The sequence below is a fragment of the Microvirga sp. M2 genome, from assembly GCF_047497095.1.
Lineage (GTDB): Bacteria > Pseudomonadota > Alphaproteobacteria > Rhizobiales > Beijerinckiaceae > Microvirga.
On record NZ_CP134064.1, the window covers coordinates 1,862,937 to 1,883,201 of the forward strand.

At 64.6% G+C, this 20,265-nt stretch carries 21 protein-coding genes; 10 read left to right on the forward strand and 11 right to left on the reverse strand.

Annotated features, from left to right (window positions below):
- Positions 1-2: 2 nt before the first annotated feature.
- Positions 3-824, reverse strand: a complete 822-nt coding sequence (locus RE429_RS28190; RefSeq protein WP_414475019.1) for an SPFH domain-containing protein — start codon at positions 822-824, stop codon at positions 3-5.
- Positions 825-1,109: 285 nt separating this feature from the next.
- Complete coding sequence (gene mutY / locus RE429_RS28195) at positions 1,110-2,213, reverse strand: A/G-specific adenine glycosylase (RefSeq protein WP_414475020.1); 1,104 nt, start codon at positions 2,211-2,213, stop codon at positions 1,110-1,112.
- A gap of 57 nt (positions 2,214-2,270) precedes the next feature.
- On the opposite strand from mutY, the gene RE429_RS28200 reads away from it, so the two are divergent.
- The 8 genes from RE429_RS28200 to RE429_RS28235 all read left to right on the forward strand — a co-directional run bounded on the left by RE429_RS28200 (position 2,271) and on the right by RE429_RS28235 (position 9,936).
- Entirely contained in the window at positions 2,271-2,780 is a 510-nt protein-coding gene (locus tag RE429_RS28200) for a DUF721 domain-containing protein (RefSeq protein ID WP_414475021.1), read from the forward strand.
- Positions 2,781-2,852: 72 nt separating this feature from the next.
- Positions 2,853-3,491 (forward strand): DsbA family protein, encoded by a 639-nt coding sequence (locus tag RE429_RS28205; protein ID WP_414475023.1) that lies wholly within the window; start codon positions 2,853-2,855, stop codon positions 3,489-3,491.
- A gap of 59 nt (positions 3,492-3,550) precedes the next feature.
- On the forward strand, positions 3,551-7,009 hold the full coding sequence (gene smc, locus RE429_RS28210) for a chromosome segregation protein SMC (protein WP_414475024.1): 3,459 nt from the start codon (positions 3,551-3,553) through the stop codon (positions 7,007-7,009).
- A gap of 206 nt (positions 7,010-7,215) precedes the next feature.
- Positions 7,216-7,587, forward strand: a complete 372-nt coding sequence (locus tag RE429_RS28215) for an AtpZ/AtpI family protein (RefSeq protein WP_414475025.1) — start codon at positions 7,216-7,218, stop codon at positions 7,585-7,587.
- 62 nt (positions 7,588-7,649) lie between these two features.
- Positions 7,650-8,378 (forward strand): F0F1 ATP synthase subunit A, encoded by a 729-nt coding sequence (locus tag RE429_RS28220; protein WP_414475026.1) that lies wholly within the window; start codon positions 7,650-7,652, stop codon positions 8,376-8,378.
- Between the two features lie 61 nt (positions 8,379-8,439).
- Positions 8,440-8,664 carry a F0F1 ATP synthase subunit C gene (locus tag RE429_RS28225; RefSeq protein WP_009764739.1) on the forward strand — a complete coding sequence of 75 codons (225 nt, stop codon included), beginning with the start codon at positions 8,440-8,442 and terminating at the stop codon, positions 8,662-8,664.
- 218 nt (positions 8,665-8,882) lie between these two features.
- Complete coding sequence (locus RE429_RS28230; protein ID WP_414475027.1) at positions 8,883-9,437, forward strand: F0F1 ATP synthase subunit B'; 555 nt, start codon at positions 8,883-8,885, stop codon at positions 9,435-9,437.
- Positions 9,438-9,453: 16 nt separating this feature from the next.
- Positions 9,454-9,936: an ATP F0F1 synthase subunit B gene (locus RE429_RS28235; RefSeq protein WP_414475962.1), complete on the forward strand. Its 483-nt coding sequence runs from the start codon at positions 9,454-9,456 to the stop codon at positions 9,934-9,936.
- A 65-nt stretch (positions 9,937-10,001) separates the two neighbouring features.
- Here the strand turns inward: RE429_RS28235 and RE429_RS28240 are convergent, their stop codons facing one another.
- From RE429_RS28240 to RE429_RS28275, 8 genes are all read right to left on the reverse strand, one after another.
- Positions 10,002-10,814, reverse strand: coding sequence for a TIGR03084 family metal-binding protein (locus RE429_RS28240; RefSeq protein WP_414475028.1), 813 nt, complete (start codon positions 10,812-10,814; stop codon positions 10,002-10,004).
- A 36-nt stretch (positions 10,815-10,850) separates the two neighbouring features.
- Positions 10,851-11,696 carry an MBL fold metallo-hydrolase gene (locus RE429_RS28245; RefSeq protein ID WP_414475029.1) on the reverse strand — a complete coding sequence of 282 codons (846 nt, stop codon included), beginning with the start codon at positions 11,694-11,696 and terminating at the stop codon, positions 10,851-10,853.
- A gap of 60 nt (positions 11,697-11,756) precedes the next feature.
- Complete coding sequence (locus RE429_RS28250) at positions 11,757-12,578, reverse strand: p-hydroxycinnamoyl CoA hydratase/lyase (RefSeq protein WP_414475030.1); 822 nt, start codon at positions 12,576-12,578, stop codon at positions 11,757-11,759.
- Positions 12,579-12,610: 32 nt separating this feature from the next.
- Positions 12,611-13,843, reverse strand: coding sequence for a CaiB/BaiF CoA transferase family protein (locus tag RE429_RS28255; RefSeq protein ID WP_414475031.1), 1,233 nt, complete (start codon positions 13,841-13,843; stop codon positions 12,611-12,613).
- A gap of 111 nt (positions 13,844-13,954) precedes the next feature.
- Complete coding sequence (locus RE429_RS28260) at positions 13,955-14,743, reverse strand: ABC transporter permease (protein ID WP_414475032.1); 789 nt, start codon at positions 14,741-14,743, stop codon at positions 13,955-13,957.
- Positions 14,725-15,477 carry an ABC transporter permease gene (locus tag RE429_RS28265; protein ID WP_414475033.1) on the reverse strand — a complete coding sequence of 251 codons (753 nt, stop codon included), beginning with the start codon at positions 15,475-15,477 and terminating at the stop codon, positions 14,725-14,727. The genes RE429_RS28260 and RE429_RS28265 overlap by 19 nt, the downstream gene beginning before the upstream one ends.
- Complete coding sequence (locus RE429_RS28270; RefSeq protein ID WP_414475035.1) at positions 15,467-16,429, reverse strand: ABC transporter substrate-binding protein; 963 nt, start codon at positions 16,427-16,429, stop codon at positions 15,467-15,469. The genes RE429_RS28265 and RE429_RS28270 overlap by 11 nt, the downstream gene beginning before the upstream one ends.
- 22 nt (positions 16,430-16,451) lie before the next feature.
- Positions 16,452-17,279 (reverse strand): ABC transporter ATP-binding protein, encoded by an 828-nt coding sequence (locus RE429_RS28275; RefSeq protein ID WP_414475036.1) that lies wholly within the window; start codon positions 17,277-17,279, stop codon positions 16,452-16,454.
- Positions 17,280-17,475: 196 nt separating this feature from the next.
- Between RE429_RS28275 and RE429_RS28280 the strand changes: the two genes are divergently transcribed.
- Positions 17,476-18,420, forward strand: coding sequence for a LysR family transcriptional regulator (locus tag RE429_RS28280; protein WP_414475037.1), 945 nt, complete (start codon positions 17,476-17,478; stop codon positions 18,418-18,420).
- Positions 18,421-18,460: 40 nt separating this feature from the next.
- On the opposite strand, the gene RE429_RS28285 is transcribed toward RE429_RS28280, so the two are convergent.
- On the reverse strand, positions 18,461-19,114 hold the full coding sequence (locus RE429_RS28285) for a flavin reductase family protein (protein WP_414475038.1): 654 nt from the start codon (positions 19,112-19,114) through the stop codon (positions 18,461-18,463).
- A 425-nt stretch (positions 19,115-19,539) separates the two neighbouring features.
- Between RE429_RS28285 and RE429_RS28290 the strand changes: the two genes are divergently transcribed.
- Positions 19,540-20,190, forward strand: coding sequence for an HAD family hydrolase (locus RE429_RS28290; RefSeq protein WP_414475039.1), 651 nt, complete (start codon positions 19,540-19,542; stop codon positions 20,188-20,190).
- Positions 20,191-20,265: the final 75 nt, after the last annotated feature.

Genomic DNA, 20,265 nt, shown 5'->3' on the forward strand with positions numbered 1-20,265 from the left:
TCCTACTCGTCCATTGTCTCTGCATCGTTGCCGATGGGGAGCAGGGCTCCTTGTCCAAGGACCAGTGTTGGCGACCGCTTGCCATTGGTGACCGACAAGGATTGCAACACGCGCAGATTCATCAGCTCGGGATTGCCTTTCAGCATTCGGGCTGCATTCGCCAATGAGCGCAAGGCGGCATGCTCTCCCCGGGCGCGCTCCAGAGTGGCCAGACCTTCGAGCTTTGCCCTCTCTACCTCCGTGATCAAGCGTCTGATTTCAGGCGGCAAAGTAACTGTCGTGATCGTGCTGGTCTTGATCATGCAGCCGGCAACCGGAGCCGAGAGCATGGCGAGCAGCCTTTCATCCAGGGTTGCGCGTTCCGTCAGGAAGGCCTCAAGGGTGTGCTCTGCGGCCAGCTTGGCGAGGGCAGTCGTCACGGCGAGCCGGACATGAGCGTCAAGATCGATGACTTCGAAGGCCTGTCGAGGGTCGACAATCTCGTAAGTTGTTGTCGCCGCGAGCCGGAAGACAAGCTTGTCCGCGCTCATGACATCCAGGGGAACGGTCGTGAGAAACCGTTCATACCGGCGCAGCGTGTAAATATCGCGCTGCCGCAAGCCAAGATTGAAGTGCCGCCCAGGCGGCACGAGTCCCGAGAATCGACCATCGAGATAGAGAAGAGCGTGTTCCCATTCGTATACGGTGACAAAGATGCCGGTCCGTCGCTGTCCTACCGTGAGGCCTTTGAAGGCTCGTCTGAGTGCGGACAGCACTAAAAGGAAAAACCCAAGACCTAGGAAGACGGTCAGAAGCCCTTCGAAGCTCCAGGTTTCGCGCAGCACTATGGCCTCCCTCTATTCGATGCGATCGGCCTCCTGCACCACAACGAGAGAGCGGGAGCCCGAAGCTCTCAGAGCCCAAACCTTGTTTGCCGTTTGGCCGATGCAGGAGGCCTTGCGCGGTACCGATCCGGTGAGTCCTCTCTTTTATGAACTGGCCGCGCCCCTGTGAGCGTCGCGTTGAGAAAGAGGGACCCGAAAATGGGGATTCGAACCCCAATGCCCTATTATCATAACGATGCAACGTTTCAATTGTCTAGAAACGGAATTCGGATGAGTAAGCCTTGGCTACTTCTTCACCGAAGCCTTGGCCTTCGCTCCCGGCAGATCGCCCAGGGCATGGACGAGCACCTTCTTCATGGCGCCCGGCAAGGCCTCCTCGTGGAGCTCCAGGCGCGGGGTCCAGCGCATGTCGTCAGGCGCGGGGGTGCCTTTGGGGACTTTCGCGAAGAGCACCGTCAGCTCCAGCGGAAAATGGGTGAAGACGTGGCGCACCGTGCCCGGCAGGCGCTGCCAGCGCGCGTCGATCGGAGCATCGAGGACTGCGCGGGCGGGCTCGTAATTCGGCTCCCATTCGCTCGTCGGCGGCTCCGCCATGCCGCCGAGCAGGCCGGTCGGCGGACGGGTGCGCAAGAGGATCGTGTCGTCGGCGCGCAGCACCACGAAGGCCGCGCCCTTGCGCAATGGCCCCGTTTCCTTCTTCTGCTTCTTCGGAAACGTCTCCTGGAGGCCCATGGCGCGGGCCTGGCACGGCTTCATCCAGGGGCAGAGCGCGCAGGCGGGGCGCCTGGGCGTGCAGATTGTGGCGCCGAGATCCATCAGGGCTTGCGCGAAATCGCCTGGCCTGTCCTCGGGCACGAGATCTTCCGTCAGTGACCGGATGAGAGGCTTCGCCTTGGGCAGCGGCTCCTCGACCATGAAGAGGCGGGACACGACCCGCTCCACATTGCCGTCTACAGCCGCGGCCTTCCGGTCGAAGGCGATCGCCGCCACCGCGGCCGCCGTATAGGCCCCGATCCCCGGAAGCTTCAGAAGCTCGGCCTCTGTCGAGGGAAATGCTCCGCCGTGATTCTCCACAACCGCCTTGGCGCAGGCATGGAGGTTGCGGGCGCGGGAATAATAGCCGAGGCCGGCCCAGGCCTGCATGACCGAATCCGTGGGCGCCTCGGCGAGAGCCTCCACGGTGGGGAAGCGCTCAAGAAAATTGAGGTAGAACGGCTTGACCGCGACCACCGTGGTCTGCTGCAGCATGATCTCGGAAAGCCAGACGCGGTAAGGGTTTGCGGCCTCGCCCGCCCGGGCGCGCCAAGGCAGCTCGCGCCGGTGACGGTCGTACCAGGCAAGCAGGTCCTGCGGGTCGGGCTTGGTCGCGCTCGAAGCGGGCGTTAACATGTGATGTGGAATAACGGTCTAAACGGAATATTCCAACGCGGCTTTTGGACATTCAACATGAGACGACCGAGCCCCCTGGCCCGCCCCCTCGCCGAGTTCCTCGACGTCTGTCTTTCCCCGAGCCTTGCGGCGCAAGGCTTTGCGACTTCCGACATCATCATGGCCTGGGCCGATATCGTGGGCGAGCGGCTCGCAGCCTTCACCCAGCCCCTCAAGATCGAGTGGAAGCGAAAGGCGCCCCATGCGGACCCGGAGGCGCGCCCGGAGCCCGCAACCCTGGTGGTGCGCGTGGAGAGCGCCTTCGCGCTGGAACTCCAGCACATGGCGCCGATGGTCATCGACCGGGTGAACACCTATTACGGCTGGCGCTGCATCGGAAAGATCGTGCTGAAGCAAGGCCCCGTGCGGCGGATCGAACCGAAGAAGCCCCCGGCCCCGCCCATCAGCCCGGCCGACAGGGCGAAGGTCGCCTCCGCCATCGGCGGCATCGAGGAGGATCGCCTCAAGGACGCCCTCGACCGGCTGGGACAGGCCATCGTCAGCTCCGGTTCACGCACGAAAGCGTGAGATGAGCGGCGCTTGCCTTCGCCATCGTCTCATTTTACCGCAAAGCAGCATCTCTTCAGGAGTTCCCTTCCCATGATCACCCGGCGTCAGACGCTTCAGCTTCTCGGGACCGCAGCCGTCACCGCTTACCTTGCGACCAGCCTCCCGGCCCTGGCGCAGAACGTCGCCGTTCAGGATCTCGCGGTCGCCGGGCCCCGCGGCGATGTCGCCCTCGGGCCGGAGAACGCCAAGGTCACGATCGTCGAGTACGCCTCCCTGACCTGCTCCCATTGCGCGCATTTCCACGCCACAACCTGGCCTGAGCTGAAGAAGCGCTACATCGATACGGGCAAGATCCGCTTCATCCTGCGGGAATTTCCCCTGGATCCGCTCGCGACCGCCGGTTTCATGCTCGCCCGCTGCGACGGCAACGACAAGTTCTACCCGATCACCGACATGCTCTTCGAGCAGCAGAAGAACTGGGCCTTTGTGGACAAGCCCCTCGATTCGCTGCGTCAGCTCATGAAGCAGGCAGGTTTTTCACAGGAAAAATTTGATGCTTGCCTCAAGGACCAGAAACTTTATGACGCAGTCAACGCGGTGAAGAACCGGGCTATGGAGCAGTTCAGTGTGGACGCCACCCCGACTTTCTTCATTAATGGCCAGCGTCATCCGGGAAGCCTGACGATCGATGGGATTGAAAAGGTCATCAAACCTCTGCTGGGCGAGTAAGCCCCATCAACCGGCCCTTAACGGGCCGGGCGCGAAGGTGTGTCCATGAAGGTGTGTCCATGAAGCTGACGCGCCTTCGCATCGCAGGGTTCAAGACCTTCGTCGAGCCGACCGACTTCCTGATCGAGCCGGGCCTGACCGGCGTGGTCGGGCCGAACGGCTGCGGCAAGTCCAATCTCATGGAAGCCCTGCGCTGGGTGATGGGAGAGAACTCCCACAAGAACATGCGCGCCACGGGGATGGACGACGTCATCTTCTCCGGCTCCGGCAATCGCCCGGCCCGCAACTGGGCCGAGGTGATGCTCACCATCGACAACGCCGAGCGCACGGCGCCCGCAGCCTTCAACGACACCGACCTCCTTGAAATCTCGCGCAAGATCGAACGCGAGGAAGGCTCGACCTATCGCGTGAACGGCAAGGAAGTGCGCGCCCGCGACGTGCAGATCCTGTTCGCCGACGCGGCCACCGGCGCGCGCTCCCCCGCCCTCGTCCGCCAGGGCCAGATCAGCGAGATCATCTCGGCCAAGCCCCAGGCGCGCCGCCGCATCCTGGAAGATGCCGCCGGCATCGCGGGCCTCCATGCCCGCCGCCACGAGGCGGAGCTGCGCCTCAAGGCCGCCGAGGACAATCTGGTGCGCGTCGAGGACGTGATTCGCGAACTCGAAAGCCAGATCGAAAGCCTCAAGCGCCAGGGCCGCCAGGCCTCCCGGTACAAGAACCTCTCGTCCGAGATCCGCCGCCTCGAAGCCCTGATGTACGCCATCAGCTACGCCGAGGCGCGCGAACAGGCCGCCACCGCCGAACGCCAGGTCGCCGAGGACCTCAAGGCCGTCGCCGACCTTACGGAAGAGCAGACCCGGACGGCGACCGCCCAGGCCGTCGCGGCCCATGGCATCCCAGCCCTGCGGCAGACCGAGGCCGAGGCGGCCGCGGCCCTGCAGCGGCTCACGCATGCCCGCAACGAACTCGAATCGGAGGAGCGCCGCTCCAAGGAGCGCGTGATCGAGCTGGAGCGCCATATCGGCGACCTGAGCCGGGACCTTGCCCGCGAGGCTGCCCAGCGGGCCGATGCGCAGACCGCCATCGAGCGCCTCCAGGTCGAAGCCGCCGAGATCGCCCAGACCACCGACGGGGCCGAGGATGCCCGCGCCGAGAGCGAAGAACGCCTCCAGGCGGCGGAAGCCGCCTTGGCCGAGGCCGAGACGAGCTTGAGCGCCCTGCAGGCCCAGACCTCGGACCTCAATGCCCGCCGCGCCGCCCTCGAACGGGCCGTGCGCGAGGAGATGGAGCGCGCGGCCCGTTTCCGGTCCGAAAAGGAGCGCCTGGAGCGCGAGATCGAGGCTCTGTCCACCTCGGCGGAGGACGGACCTCCCATCGACGACCTGCGCGAGGACATGGCGATCGCCGAGGAGACGGCGCAGAGCTCGGAAGAGGCCGTCATGGAAGCCCGCGAGGCTCTCGCGGCGGCCCGGGAGGCGGAGCACCGGCTGCGCCAGCCCCTCAACGAGGCGGAGCGCAAGGCGCAGCGCCTCGAAACGGAGGCGCTGACGCTCGCCAAGCTCGTCACCTCCGCGACCGGGGATCTCTGGCCTCCGGCCCTCGACCAGATCACGGTCGAGAAGGGCTACGAGACGGCGCTTGGCGCCGCGCTCGGGGACGATCTCGAAGCCTCCACCAACCCCTCCGCCCCGCACCATTGGGAGATGACCGGCGCGGGCGAAGGCGATTCGGCCCTGCCGGAAGGCGTCCGTTCGCTCGCCGATCTGTCCAGGGCTCCCGTGGAACTGCAGCGCCGCCTCAGGCAGATCGGCGTCGTGAGCAAGGCCGACGGCCTGCGCCTGCGCGGCCTGCTGAAGCCCGGCCAGCGCCTCGTCTCCCAGGAAGGCGACCTGTGGCGCTGGGACGGGTTCACCACGACGGCGGAAGCGCCCTCGCCCGCGGCCCGCCGTCTGGCGGAGAAGAATCGCCTCGGCGACCTGGAGCGCGAGGCCGCGGAGGCACGCGAGCATGCCGACCACCTGCGCCACGAGGCGGAGGCCGCCCTGGACGCCGTGCGCCGGGCCGCCTCCCGGGAAGTGCAGGCCATCGAGGCCGCGCGCCAGGCGCGCCAGGCCCTCGACGCCGCCCGCACCCGGCTTTCCGCCGCCGAGCGCCGGGAGGCCGAGCTCGGCCAGCGCCGCTCGGCCCTGCAGGAAGGCCTCACCCGCCTCTCGGAAAGCGAGGCCGAAGCCCTGGAACGCGTGGAGGATGCGGAAGGCGCCCTGCAGGATCTGGCGCCCGCGCCAGACCTGGAAAGCAGGCTGCTCGAAGAGCGCACCCGCGTGGCCGAGGGCCGCGCCGCCGCGTCGGAAGCCCGTGCCGCGCTCCAGTCCCTGACGCACGAAGCCGAGCTTCGCCGCCGCCGCCGTGATTCGATTGCCGCCGACATCCGCCTCTGGACCGAGCGCGCCGCCCGCGCCGCCAAGGCTCACGAGGACCTGGGCGAGCGCCTCGAACGCGCCCAGGACGAGCACCAGCGCCTGTCGGAGGCTCCGGACACCTATCTCCAGCGCCGCCGCGCTCTCATGGCCGAGGTCGAGACGGCGGAAGCCAGGCGCAAGGAAGCCGCCGACCGTCTCGCCGATGCGGAAACCGGTCTTGCCGAGACGGACCGCGCCGCTCGCGCGGCACTCGAGGCCCTCGCGGCCGCCCGAGAGGCGCGCGCCGGCTCCCAGGCGCGCCACGAGGCCGCCGTCCAGCGTCTTTCCGAGATCACCCGCAACATCGCGGAGAATCTCGAAACCACCCCGGCCGGCCTGATCGAGATGGCGGGCCTGAGGGAAGCGACCGAACTGCCCTCCCACGCGGCCATCGAATCGAAGCTCCATTCTCTCAAGGCCGACCGCGAGCGCCTCGGCGCCGTGAACCTGCGCGCCGACGAGGAGCTGACGGAGCTCGAGGCCAAGTACACGGGCATCACCACGGAGCGGGACGATCTCGTCGAGGCCATCAAGCGCCTGCGCCAGGCCATCGGAAGCCTCAACCGCGAGGGCCGCGAGCGTCTGCTTGCCGCCTTCGACGTGGTGAACGGCCACTTCAAGCGCCTCTTCGGCACTCTCTTCGGCGGCGGCACGGCGGAACTGACCCTCGTCGATTCGGACGATCCTCTGGAGGCGGGCCTCGAGATTCTGGCCCGCCCCCCGGGCAAGAAGCCCCAAAGCATGACCCTTCTGTCCGGCGGCGAGCAGGCGCTGACGGCCACGGCCCTCATCTTCGCGGTGTTCCTCACGAATCCCTCTCCGATCTGCGTGCTGGACGAGGTCGACGCCCCGCTCGACGACGCGAACGTGGAACGCTACTGCGACCTCCTGGAGGAGATGTCGAAGCAGACCGAGACGCGGTTCGTGGTCATCACCCACAACCCGATCACCATGGCCCGCATGGACCGTCTCTTCGGCGTCACCATGGCCGAGCGGGGCGTGTCGCAGCTGGTGTCGGTCGACCTGCAGAGCGCCGAACGCATTCTTGAGGTGGCTTAAGGCTTTCAGCCTTGCCTTCGTTCGGCCTCAAAAACGTGTGGGCTTTCGGGCCAAGCTCGCGCAAAAACGCTCTTTTTCTAATTTATTCAAGACCTTAGATGTTTTCAGAGGGTCCTTGACAGGGTTGCCCCCCGCTCATATGTTGCGCCCGGCTTTCGGGGCTGGGCTTCCAAGCATTTTCCCGCAACGCTTTTAAGGAGATCGCAATGGCGGACCCTCACAAGCGGAACGGTGGAGATGAGCGGAAACCGGGCAGTGCCGATGATGCCGACTTGTCCGCGAGGCTGAAATCTCTCGATGCACGGATCTCTCAAGCATCCGCTCATCGGGCAGAGCCTGAAACTCGCAACCGCCAGACTTCTGATTCCCGTGCATTGGGCCAAGCCTTCAGGCTTTCGGCCGAATTCGTCGCAGGAGTCGTTGCAGGCGGGGTCATCGGTTGGCTCGTCGATCACTTCGCGGGGACTTCGCCTTGGGGCCTGATCGTTTGTCTCATACTCGGCTTCTGTGCCGGCATGCTCAACCTCCTGAGGGCAGCCGGACTGGTCAAGCCGGCCAAGTATGACGAGAAGCGGTGATCTGAAGCCCGACTTTCAACAGCCGAACGGCATTGAGCAACCGCGAGATTTAAGAGCTGATCATGGCGAGCCCGATCGAACAATTCCAGATCAAGCCCATCATCCCGGCGATCAGCTTCACCAATTCGTCACTGTTCATGATCGGTGCCGCAGCCCTGATCGTGGGCGGCTTCATGGTGGCGACCCGCAAGCGCGCGCTCGTTCCGGGCCGTGGCCAGTCGGTCGCCGAGGTCCTGCACGATTTCGTGGCCGGAACCCTCACGGATGCGACGGGCAAGGAAGGCATGAAGTTCTTCCCTCTCGTCTTCTCCCTCTTCATGTTCGTCTTCACGGCGAACATGCTCGGCATGATCCCGGGCTTCTTCACCGTGACGAGCCACATCATCGTGACCTTCGCGTTGGCGATGCTCGTCATCGGCACCGTCGTCGTCTACGGCATCGTCAAGCACGGCACCCATTTCTTCGGCCTGTTCGTCCCATCGGGCGTGCCGGTCTGGCTTCTGCCCTTCATCGTGGTCATCGAGGTCATCTCGTTCCTGTCGCGACCGGTTTCGCTGTCCCTGCGTCTTTTCGCGAACATGCTCGCGGGGCACATCGCACTGAAGGTTTTCGGCGGCTTCGTCGTTGCGCTCCTGGGCGCCGGTGGCGCTCTGTCGATCCTCGCTCCGCTGCCGCTTCTCATGGCGGTTGCTCTCATGGCGCTCGAGTTCCTCGTCGCCGCTCTGCAGGCCTACGTCTTCACTGTGTTGACCTGCATCTACCTTAACGACGCGCTGCACCCGGGCCACTAGGTCTGCGCTGCGTTAGCCTCTCCCCTCCCCTCCCGGTCACAGACTACTCAAGGAGTTCACAATGGATCCGGTTGCTTTCAAGTTCCTCGGCGCGGGCCTTGCCTGCATTGGCATGGGCCTCGCCGCTATGGGCGTTGGCAACATCTTCGGCAACTTCCTGTCGGGCGCTCTGCGCAACCCGTCGGCAGCTGATGGCCAGTTCGCCCGCGCCTTCATCGGTGCGGCGCTCGCGGAAGGTCTCGGCATCTTCTGCCTCGTCGTCGCTCTCGTTCTGCTCTTCACCTAAGTCCAAGACGGTGATCGGGAGGTCGGGGCGCGGCCAGTGCCTCGCCTCGGCTTGAGTGACGGCGGTGATCCGCCGTCATTCGTTATTTTCAGGCATCGTGCGCGCGGACGGGCTCCGGCCCCTCGCGGACACGATGCGAAAACAAAGATGAGCGTGTAGTCCGGCCCGGCCGGAAGGTACTATGCTCCAGGATAACTCATCCTTTTAGGATCTGCTCCATGGCCCAGGCTCAGGCTCAGACGACCCACGCCGAAACCCAAGCGCACGGTGGCGCTCACGAGGATGTCGGCTTCCCGCCCTTCGCGACGGAAACCTATGCCGGTCAGCTCCTCTGGCTCTTGATCACCTTCGCGGTGCTCTACACCCTGATGTCCAAGCTGGTCCTGCCGCGCCTGTCCGGCATCATCGAGAACCGGCGCTCCATCATCGCCCGCGACCTCGACAACGCCGCCGCGATGAAGACCCGTGCCGAGGAAGCCGGAGCTGCCTACGAGAAGGCTCTGGCCGAGGCCAAGGGCCGCGCCCAGACCCTCGCGCAGGAGACCCGCGCCAAGCTCGCCGCGGAAAGCGACGCCAAGCGCAAGGCTCTCGAAGCCGACCTCAACAAGCGCCTTGCCGAATCCGAGGCCACCATCGCCGGTCGCAAGGCCGAAGCCATGGGCCATGTGCGCGGCATCGCGCGCGATACGGCCAGCGCCATCATCGAGCGCCTGACCGGCAAGGCTCCGGCCCCGCAGGCGGTCGAAACCGCCCTCGACCAGATCAACGCCTGATCGGAGACACACCATGTTGCAGAGTGCTGAATTCTGGGTCGCCGTTGCCTTTTTCATCTTCTGGGGCATCATGTTCTATTACGGCGTTCCCGGGAAAGTGCTGAATCAGCTCGATTCCCGCGGCAAGCGCATCGCCGATGAACTCGCCGAGGCCAAGCGCCTGCGCGAGGATGCCGAGAAGCTCCTCAGGGAATTCGAGTCCAAGCGCGCCGCCGCCGAGCGCGAGGCAGCCGACATCGTGTCCGCCGCCAAGGACGAGGCCGAGCGCCTGGCCCGCGAGGCCCAGGAGAAGATGGCCGACTTCGTGAAGCGCCGCACGGCCACCGCCGAAGCGAAGATCGCGCAGGCCGAGGCCCAGGCCTCCGCCGAGGTCCGTGCCGCCGCGGTCGATGCCGCCGTCAAGGCGTCCGAGCGCGTGCTGCGCGAGGAGATCACGGGCAGTACGGCCGCCTCGCTGGTGAGCCAGGGCCTCAACGACGTGCGCACGAAGCTGCAGTAAGAGCGTCTCGCGCGTCCGCGCCGACACTTTCAAGGCCGCCCTTCGGGCGGCCTTTTGCATTCCATTCAGCTCGCGGCCGAAGCGGCCGTGTAGCGCGATCCCGGCGTCGGGGGGGCCGCCGGCGGGCCCGCGAAGCATTGAGCGATCCGCATCCATTGCGACGCCGCCTCTCCCCGCGCCGAGAGATTCGTATCGCGGACATTGCGAACCTGCGTGACCACCCGGCAAAACTCCACGGCTGTTCCCCGCACGACATTGGCCGATGCGTCCTCGTTCCAGACCCACCGCACCCCCGACGGCGCGGTGAGTTCGACCCGTGGCGGCTGCTCCGGGACCGGCAGGCCCCGGTTGGAGAAGCTCCAGCCGAAGGTTTTCACCCCGATGACCGCGATGTTCCTGATGCGATCGTGCTCAACGCGCTCGATTCCCATGGCGTCGTAGATCTCCTGGCCATGGGCCCAGGTCTCCATCTGCCGCGCCGTGACGAACATGCGCACCGCCATCCCGGGTCCCGACCAGGTCAGCCGCTCCGTCGGATCCTTCACGGCGAGCAGGCGGCACAGCTCATCCACCTGCTCCTGCCAGCGTTGGAACAAGGCCGCGCCCCTCAAGCCCGGAAATCGCAGCCGCGTTTCCTCGATCATGGAGAGGCCGCCTTCGCGCCTGCGGCGCACGTCGCCGCGAATCTGCTCGTACGCGTCGGCCGACCGCGCCGCGGCTGCCGCCATCCAGTCGCTCGCATAGAGATGGAGGATCACGTCGTTGATCGTCCACCCCTTGAACTGGGTCACGCGATCCCAATCCCCCTCGCTCAACCGCGCCAACAATCGGGCGAGCTCGGATGCCTCATCCCGGAAATCGACGATCTGCTCCAGCATTCTCCGCTCCCAGTCGATACACTCACGCCGCCCTCGTCACGGGCCATCGGGCCGGTAGCGATAGCCGTCCGCCACGCGCACGACGGTTCCGAAACCGGGAAACGGGAGATGGGCTCCCGCGACGGCCAAGCCCTCCCGGACGACTCTTTCGAAGGTTTCGGTGCGCATGGCGCGAGCGGCGGCCTGATCGACGTCGAAGACGAGCGAGACCTCCGGGCGAGCCGTTTGAACCTTTGCGAAATGCACGATGTCGCCCCACAGGAACAGGCGCTCGCCGCCCGACTGCAGAAGCCATCCGGTATGTCCGGGTGTATGACCCGGAAGCGCCACCGCCGCCACTCCGGGCAGCACCTGCTCCGCATCCTCGATGCGGCGGATCCGCCCCCCGTAAGGCGCCGTCGCATGTCTGGCTGCCGCCATGTTTCTCCGGGTTCTTTCGCTGACGGAACCGTCGATGTCGCCGTCGAGCCAGAATTCCGCCTCCCGCGCATGAAGCAGGAGCTCCGCCTCGGGATAGACCGCATGACCGTCCCGATCCACGAGGCCGTTCGAATGGTCCGGATGGAGATGCGTCATCAACAGAGTGCGGATCTCGCCCCGACGCACACCGATCCGCTCCAGGTTCTCAACGACCTTTCCGAGTGCGGGACCTCCCGCGGGGCCGGCGCCCGCGTCCACCAGGGCGAAATGCGGCCCGAGCCGAATCAGAAAGGTGTTCACCGGCAGAAGGACATGGTCGAAGCGGCCCGCGCCCGTCAGGCGCCCGGCCTCCTCCGGCTCCAGATTGGAGAACACGGAAAGGTCCGCCGCGAGCTCTCCGTCGCTGACGGCCCAGACGGTCAGGTCTCCGACCTGCCTCACGGCGGATGAAGAATGGTGCATGTCGTCTCGCCTCAATGGTCTCACGCGCCTTTCCGATCGGCCGGGGCCGGAACGTCGGCGCTATTCGCCCCGACGATAGCTCTCGAGACCGGGACGGTAGGATTTCTCGTCGAGGAACTGCTGCATGCCGCGCTCCCGACCGCGTTCCGTGTCCTGGAAGCGGGTTTGGTCCTGCTTGGCGCGCAGATAATCGTCGGCAATCTCCCAATCCATGACGTCGATGTTCTTGAAGGCGGTCTTGGCGTGCCGCAGCACGACGGGATTCTTGTCCATCAGCACCCTCGCCAGAGAAAGCGTCTGCGCGCGCAGGTTGCCCAGAGGATATGCCTCGTTGACCAGTCCCAGCGTGGCGGCGCGCCTGCCGTCGAACACCTTGCCGGTCATGATGTAGTAGAGGGCCGCGCGATCCCCGACGACCGTCGCGAGGGCCTTCGTGACGTTCCCGGCAGGAATGATGCCCCAGTTGATTTCGGACAGGCCGAAGTGAGCCTCCTCCGCCGCGAGAGCGAGATCGCAGGCGATGAGCGGCGTGAAGCCGCCTCCGAAGCACCACCCGTTCACCATGGCGATCGTCGGCTTGGGATAGGTTCGCAGCCGCCGCCATTGCCAATCGGCCGCCGCCCGGAAGATGCGGTCCCGAACGGCCGCGGGTTTGCCGTCCGTCTCCCTGAAATATTCCTTCAGATCCATGCCGGAGGAGAACGAATCCCCTGCCCCCGTCAGAACCAGCACCCGGCAGCGATCGTCCGTCTCCAGTGCGTCAAGGATCTCGACCATCTCCCGGTTGAGCTCCGGATTCATCGCATTGCGCTTCTCCGGACGGTTCAGCGTCACCCAGGCGACACCGTCCTCGAAATCCACCAGCACATTCTTCCAGGACATGCGCGTCGCCTTCCAGCTGTTGAGCCCGTGTGTCACGAAACCATTCCCGCCGCTCCGCCGGCGGGCTCATACACCCTCGCGACACCGGCCTTGAGAAATTCCTGAATGTCGCCCGCCGAAAAACCGAGTTCCGAAAGAACGGATCGCGTGTCCCAGCCGATGGGTCTGGCCGCCCTGCCGGCAGGCGCGACGGCATCGTCGTTGAGGATCGTCGGCCGGATGCCGCGAATGCGCCCCTCGGTCGGATGAACCATGTCGCCGAGGATCCCGACCGCCGTGAGATGCGGGTCGTCGAGCAGGGTCTCCAGCGTGTGGCACGGCATCGCCGGCACGTCGTATGCGGCGAAGAGCTCCAGCCATTCCGCCGTCGTTCGCGCCTTCAAGGCGTCGTTGCGCAAGGCGAACCACTCGCCGACATGCCGATACCGGTCGGCGGTCGTCCTGAAACGCGGATCGTCGATGGCGTCTTCGCGCCCGATGGCCTTGAGGAAGGCCCGGGTCTGCGCATCCGTGTTCGCCGTCAGGCTGATCCACCCGTCGGCGGTCTGAAGCGGCCGGTTGTCCGGATTGAGCACGCGGCTGTCGCCGACCGCGCCGAGCGCCGGCTCGAAGGTCTTGGGGCCGAGATGCTCCTGCAGCACGAAGGCCGCCATGGTCTCATACATGGGAATTTCGAGCTTCGTTCCGCGGCCCGTACGCTCCCGCTCGAAGAGTGCCGACAGGATGGCGCCGGCCGCGATCTCACCGACCACGTGATCGCAGATCAGGAGCGGCACATATTTGGGGTCGCCATCCCGCCGATTGAACAAGCCGGCGATGCCGGACGCACCCTGGAGGGCGCTGTCGTAAGCGGCGCGGCCGCGATACGGACCTCCCGGGCCGAAGCCCGTGATGGTGCAGTGGACGAGGCGCGGATGCTCGTCCCTCAAGCAGTCGGCATCGAGCCCGAGACGAGCGAGCGCATCCGGACGCATATTGGAGACGAACACGTCGGCGACGTCCAGAAGGCGCGACACGATCCTGCGGGCGGCCGGTTGCTTCAGGTTCAGGCAGATCGATCTCTTGCCGCCGTTGAAATGCAGATAGGATCCCGAATGCTCGCCCGTGGGCGACGGTCCTCCCAAGGCGCGCATCTGGTCGCCCTCGAAGGATTCCACCTTGACGACATCCGCTCCGTAATTCGCCAGCCGAACCGTGCAGGCAGGGCCGACGACGACAGACGTGAGATCAAGAACCCTAATTCCCGAAAGCGGCGTAGCGGACATGGATGTCATAATTCTCCGACATGAAACCGATCGACCTGCATGATCATGCGCGGACCGGCGGCGACGGCTCACGAGAATGCCGCTGTCCGTCGGTCCGGCGGGGAAGGCCGGTCATCGCGCGCGGGGCATTCCTCGTTCCGCCAGCGAGATGAGCCAGTTGATGATGCCTGCAAGCACGAAGGTGATCACCAGAACGGCGTAGAGCTCGGTGATCTTGAACGAATTGTAGTATTGGATCGCGAGATGCCCGAGGCCGTGGGACGCGAGCTTGGTCTCGGCGAGAAGAACGCCGATGATGGCCAGCCCCGTACCCAGCCGCAGCCCGGTCAGTGCGGAGATCCAGAGACATGGAACATAGATCTTCGCGATCATCTGCCATGGGGTGAGCTTGAAGCTGCGTCCCACGTCGAGATAGACCGGCTCGATCCGCACGAGGCCGGCCAGGATGCTGATCGCGATCGGGAAGAAGGCCGACAATGCCCCGATAGCGATCTTTGAGCCGGTATCGACGCCGAAGACGGTCAACGCGATCGGAAAGAAGATGATCTTCGGCGTCGGCGCGAGATAGTAGAGAATCGGCGAGAGTCCTTCGCGCAGGAAGCGGACCGCACCGCACAGGATCGTGACGGCTGCGGCGGCGATCAAGGCGAGTGCGATGGATGCCGCGACTTCCACGAGCGTGATCGCCAGATGCGGGTAGAAGGCCTTGCTGAACACGAGGAGGCCGACCGTCCACACGATCTCGCTGATGCCGGGAAGAACCTGTCGAAGCATCAGCCCGGATACGGCCGCGAGCTCCCAGGCTCCGATCACGATGAGCGCGAAGCTCGTGCGCAGCCACAGGACGTCCATCGTCGTCGTCGTCGAAGGAGCGCTGATCCTCAGAAGGGACGTAGGCATCGCTCGATCCTCTCCGTGACGTAGTAGAACAGAGTGCTGACCGTGATGACCGCGAGAATGGCTCCATACATTCCCGGGATCTCGTAACGATCGGCCATCTCCCCGACGAGGTACCCGATTCCGCCGTAGTTGATGATGAACTCGACCGCCACGACATTCGCGAGTGCGAAGATGATGGCCAGTGGCAGGCCGTTGATGATCGATGGTGCAGCGGCAGGAAGCATGATCATGCGAAACAGCTTCTGCTCCGACAATCCGTAGCTGCGCCCGACCTCGATCAACACCGTCTTGACCTCGGTGAGGCCGTCCCGGGTTTTCAGGATGATCGGGGCCAGCGCCGACACGGCCCCGATCGCCACGACGGTCCCCATGTTCCGCCCGAACGCGACGAGAAAGAGCGGATACATGAGGATGAGCGGCGCCGAGGATGCGACCGCCACCCAGCCGCGGAAAGCCAGGTCGAGCTTGGCGTTCCTCGCAAGCAGCCATCCGACGGGTCCGCCGATGGCCATCGCGAGGATCGTCGCCAGAAGGGTCTCGGCGAAGGTCTGCAGAAATCTCAGGCCGATATGCTCGTCCCACAGAAGCGGGAAACTCCCCACGACCTGCGACGGCGAGGCGACGATGAGAGGTGACACGAGCGAAAGGCGCATCACCCCTTCGAGGATCAGGACGCAGAGTCCGACGATCACGATGGGTGCAAAGGATTGGAGCGGAACCGGGTCATTTCGCATGGATGATCTGAATCAGTTCGTTGGTTTGCTGCTGGGTCAGCGGCTCGGAGAGACGCTTGAGTTCGACGGCCTGCTGCATCGTTTGCTCGAGGCCGCGGACGACATCCAACCTCAAGGCATCCTTGGGGTAGTTCTGATCGCGCGCCGCGAGGGCGAGCTCGAATGGTATCTTGAGTTCCGCGGCGAAATACTCCACCGACTTCGTGCCGCCATAGGCCCAGTCGAGGGTCTTGTTATAGGCCCGCATGAAGCGTTCGAGTGCGGGGCGCTTGGCCGCGAGCACGTCGGCAGTCGAGATGGAGACGCGGGTCGTCTGGTCCGCCATCGCCTTGGCGTCGGAGCCCTTTGCCACGATGCGCAGCTTGCCTTCCTTGACTTCCTGCAGTCCGATCGGAGCCTGGGACCAGCCGATATCGATCTGTCCCGAGAGAACCTGCGTCATCGTCGCGGCCGTGCCGCCGGTCGGAGTCGGCTTGGCCTTGACCTTGTACTGGTCGAGAAGAGCAAGAACCACGAGGTTGCTCGAAGAGCCGACCGTCGAGAATCCGATGGTCTTCCCGTCAGCATCGGCAAGGCTCTTCACCGGGCTGTCGCTTTTCACATACCAGAAGAAGTCGCTGGCGCCCGTCCATTCGCTCGCGATCACACGCACCGGAGCGCCTTTGGTATAGGCGGCCAGGAGCCCGAGGAACCCGACCCCGATGCCGACATCGACGCTGCCCGAGATCACGGCCTGCTGTGTTTCGGCGGTGCCGTTCGTGTAGAACAGCTCCAGCTCGAGGCCTTCATCGCGAAAAAATCCTTCGCGCATGCCGAACTCCGCCATCGCGGTGTCCCATTGCCCCTTCTGACTGATGGCCAGTTTCAGCTTATCGGCGGCCGAGGCCTGCGAAATCGGCATTGCGAGCAATGCGAGCATGCAGAGTGTTGAGCGTAGTGCCTTGGTGGTCATGACAAGTCCTCCCTTACGGTTTTTATCGTTCCGATGCGGCCAGTCCCTTGCTGGCTTCTTCCCTTAGGTCGCCCCAGATCGACGCCACGTAGCGCCCGAACTGCTCGCTCGACACGATTTCTGAGCTGCGCGGCCGTGGCAGATTGATGTCGAGCATCCGTTTGATCCGTCCCGGCCGGTAGGTCATGATCGCGACCCTGTCCGACAGCTGCACGGCCTCGGTGATGTTGTGCGTGATCAGCACCGTCGTCTGATTGAGCTTGCTGTGCAGCTGCAGAACCTTGTCACCCAGGAGCAGCCGGGTCTGTTCGTCCAGCGCGGCAAACGGCTCGTCCATCAGAAGGATACGCGGCTCGTAGGCCAGCGTGCGGGCAATCGCCGTGCGCTGGCGCATGCCGCCCGAGAGCTGCGCCGGGTAGCGGTTCTCGAAACCCTGGAGGCCGACGAGTTCCAGGAAATAGCGGGCGCGCTCCCTTCGCTCGGCCTTGTCGACGCCGGACACCTCCAGCGGGAACTCCACATTCTCGAGCACCGTGCGCCAGGGAAACGTCGAATCTTCCTGGAAGACCATCCCGATGGCCCGGTCGGCTGTCGCGACGGGCTTGCCGTTCACCAGCACCATGCCGCTCCAGTCGTCGACCAGGCCGCCCAGGATCCGGAACAGGGTCGACTTGCCACAGCCGCTCGGGCCGATGATGGACAGGAACTCCCCTTCCGGAACCTTGATGGAGATATCCGCAACCGCCAGAATCCCACCGTCTTCGGTGGCATAGGCCTTGGAGACATGATCGAGAACCAGAGCCGAAGAACCTGTCCGTCTCTGAATCAGTGCGGTGGCGGTTTCGGTCATCGTTCCTCACCCTGTTACTTCGATCAGCATAGAAATCGCGGGAGAAGGAATCCAATCGGAAATACCTATGCGAGCCAAAGGTGTCGGACCATGGGCACTGGCGGAAAGAGGGGCCAGTTGGCGTTCGGCGAAGCAACCGTGATATAGATAGGCGCGAGATTACGAAGGCGCGGTCAGGTGAGATAGGAACCCGGCAATGGAGCTCCGTCAGCTCTCCTACTTTGTAAAGGTGATCGAACTGCGCAGCTTCACGAAGGCGGCGGAGGTTCTGCGTATATCCCAACCGGCGATCGGCGAGCAGATCAAAAACCTAGAAGCAGAACTGAAGGCTAATCTCCTCGTGCGGCATTCCCGTGGCGTCGAGCCGACCGAGACGGGACGTATTTTCTTCAACAAGGCTAGGACTATTCTGGAATATGTCGCCGAAGCGCGGAATGCGGTGCGGGACTACGAGGAGGGCCTGAGGGGGCAGGTGACGCTGGGGCTGACGCCCGGTCTCAGCGAAGCGATCTCGGCTTCCGCCATCGAGCGCTGCTCGCGCGACTATCCGGGCATTTCGATCAATGTGATCGAGGATCTGAGCTCATCCCTCCTCGCCCGCATCTCGAAGGCGAGCGAAGGAATCAGTTTCGCCGTGATCAGCGGCTATGATCTTGCGAAGGCCCAGAACATCACCGCGACGCGTCTGTTCGAAGAGAATTTGTATGCCGTCGGCAGCCCGAAGGTGATCGGCAAGACGACCGACCCCATCGACTTCTCGGAACTGGCTCAGTACCGCCTCATCCTGCTCGGCAACGGTTCAGGCGCCCCGCATGGACTGAAGGCCCAGATGAACAAGCTCGCCGAGGGGAACAGCATCCCGCTCTCCATCAGCCATGAGATCCAGGCGGTATCCGTGGTCAAGCAGCTGGCGGAAAGAGAGATCGGCGTTGCGGTGCTCCCGCTGGACAGCGTCCGCGACGGAGTGAGCCAGGGGCGGCTGAGCGCCAGACGGATCGTCTCGCCAGCCGTCACCCGGGAGCTCAATCTGGTCTGGAACACCGACCGCACCCTGTCGGCGGCCGAGGAGACAATTCGGGACGTCGTCCATCAGATGATCCTCGACAGCCACCCGAGCCTCATCTCCAAGCGGCCGGCCTGACCGGGGCCCTTCATGGAGGAACTGCCGGAACGCCGGGACTTCAGAGATAGGATTCGGGCGGGCGCAGCATGGTGAAGAGCGCATCCGGAGCGACCTGAACATATTCGCCCCGGTACCCTGCGCGCATGATGGGCCGCGTGGCCGCGAAGTCGAACAATCCGTTCCGCAGGAACGCGCGGTCGATGTGGACGCCGACGACCTGGCCGATCACGAGCTTGTACTCGGTCTTCCGGCCTTCGATATCGTGCAGCTCGACGATGTTCATCAGCTTGCATTCGAGCACGGCAGGGCTGTTCGCCACGCACGGCACGGAGATCTTCCGGCAGGCCCTGCGTTCTATCTCCACCTCGGAGAACTCGTCGGTGCCCTTCTCGAACCGGACGGAGGACCGGTTCATGAGCTGCGCGTGCTCGTGCGTGACGAAGTTGAACGCGAATTCGCCCGTCTCCGCGATGTTCCGGGCGCTGTCCTTCCATCCGTCGCTGGCGAAGGCGACGGCCGGAGGCGCATCGCAGACCGCGTTGAAGAAGCTGTAGGGCGCGATATTGGCCCGGCCCTTGGAATCGCACGTGGAGATCCAGCCGATCGGACGAGGGCAGACGATCGCCTTGAACGGATCGTGGGGCAACCCGTGCCCCAGGGCGGGCTCATAGAAGTAATGATCGTCGTTATCAGAGGTCTTATTCAGAGACACGGACTCCACTGAAACTCCCCCTTGAGGCATGCGTTCATCCAACCGTTTGGAACCGACCTCACGCTCGAAGCGGAGGCGAATTTTCCCCACTATGGGACGCAGACCCGGATGAGGACCAACACGAAATTCCTTCCGATGCTATAGATTTTACCTATGAGCCGGCCCAAGCGCCGCTCCAAGGGCAGGCTCGGCCGTTGCCCGGCACCGGCTCCAGGATCGGATCCGAGCGGGTCTTTCGGCCACCAGCATCGGGTGTGACATCGAACCCCTATCCGATGCTGTCAGCCTCTGTTTGTGAGCATCTTTTCACGCAAGACCGGTCACCACTTTTCCGGTTCGATGCTCCAGGATCTCCGGTCCTTTCTCCCGCGTGCCGGCGATGGTAGAGCTACGCTTCCCTCTGCCGATTTCATGCGAGTTCCATCATGCTGCTGATCTTCGACTGCGACGGCGTTCTGGTCGATTCCGAGCCCCTCGCCAGTCAGGTCGACGCCGACGTTCTGACCGCTCTCGGTCTGCCCTACACGGCGGACGAGATCACGCGGCAATTCGTGGGCAAGAGCATGAGGGACATGATCGGCCGCATCGAAGCGGATCACGGCTGCACGCTGCCGGGCGATTTTGCCGAGCGGGTCAACAGCGCCCTCTTCGCGCGCTTCGAGACGGACCTGAAGCCGATTGCAGGCGTGGGCGAGGCCATCCGGTCCCTGTCCCATCCGCGCTGCGTCGCCTCATCCTCCGCGCCGGAACGCATTGCCCTGTCGCTGCGTGTGACCGGACTGGCGGACCTCTTCGACAACGTCTTCAGCGCCACGCAGGTCGCCCGCGGAAAGCCGGCACCGGACCTGTTCCTTTTCGCGGCCCGGCAGATGGGAGCGCGGCCGGAAGAATGCCTCGTGATCGAGGATTCACCCGCGGGCGTTCAGGCGGCGGTCGCTGCCGGGATGCGTGTCATCGGCTTCACCGGCGGGGGACATTGCGGCCCCGGCCATGCCGAGCAGCTTCGGCGGGCGGGCGCGCCTGTCACGATTTCGAACATGGCGGATCTGGCGATCACGGCGCGGGCCCGCGCGTAGAACCGCATTACCCCCGCGAAGGCGAGAAGCCCGAGCCGCGATATGGCGGAGGATGAGCGCGGCGGCCTCCGCTCG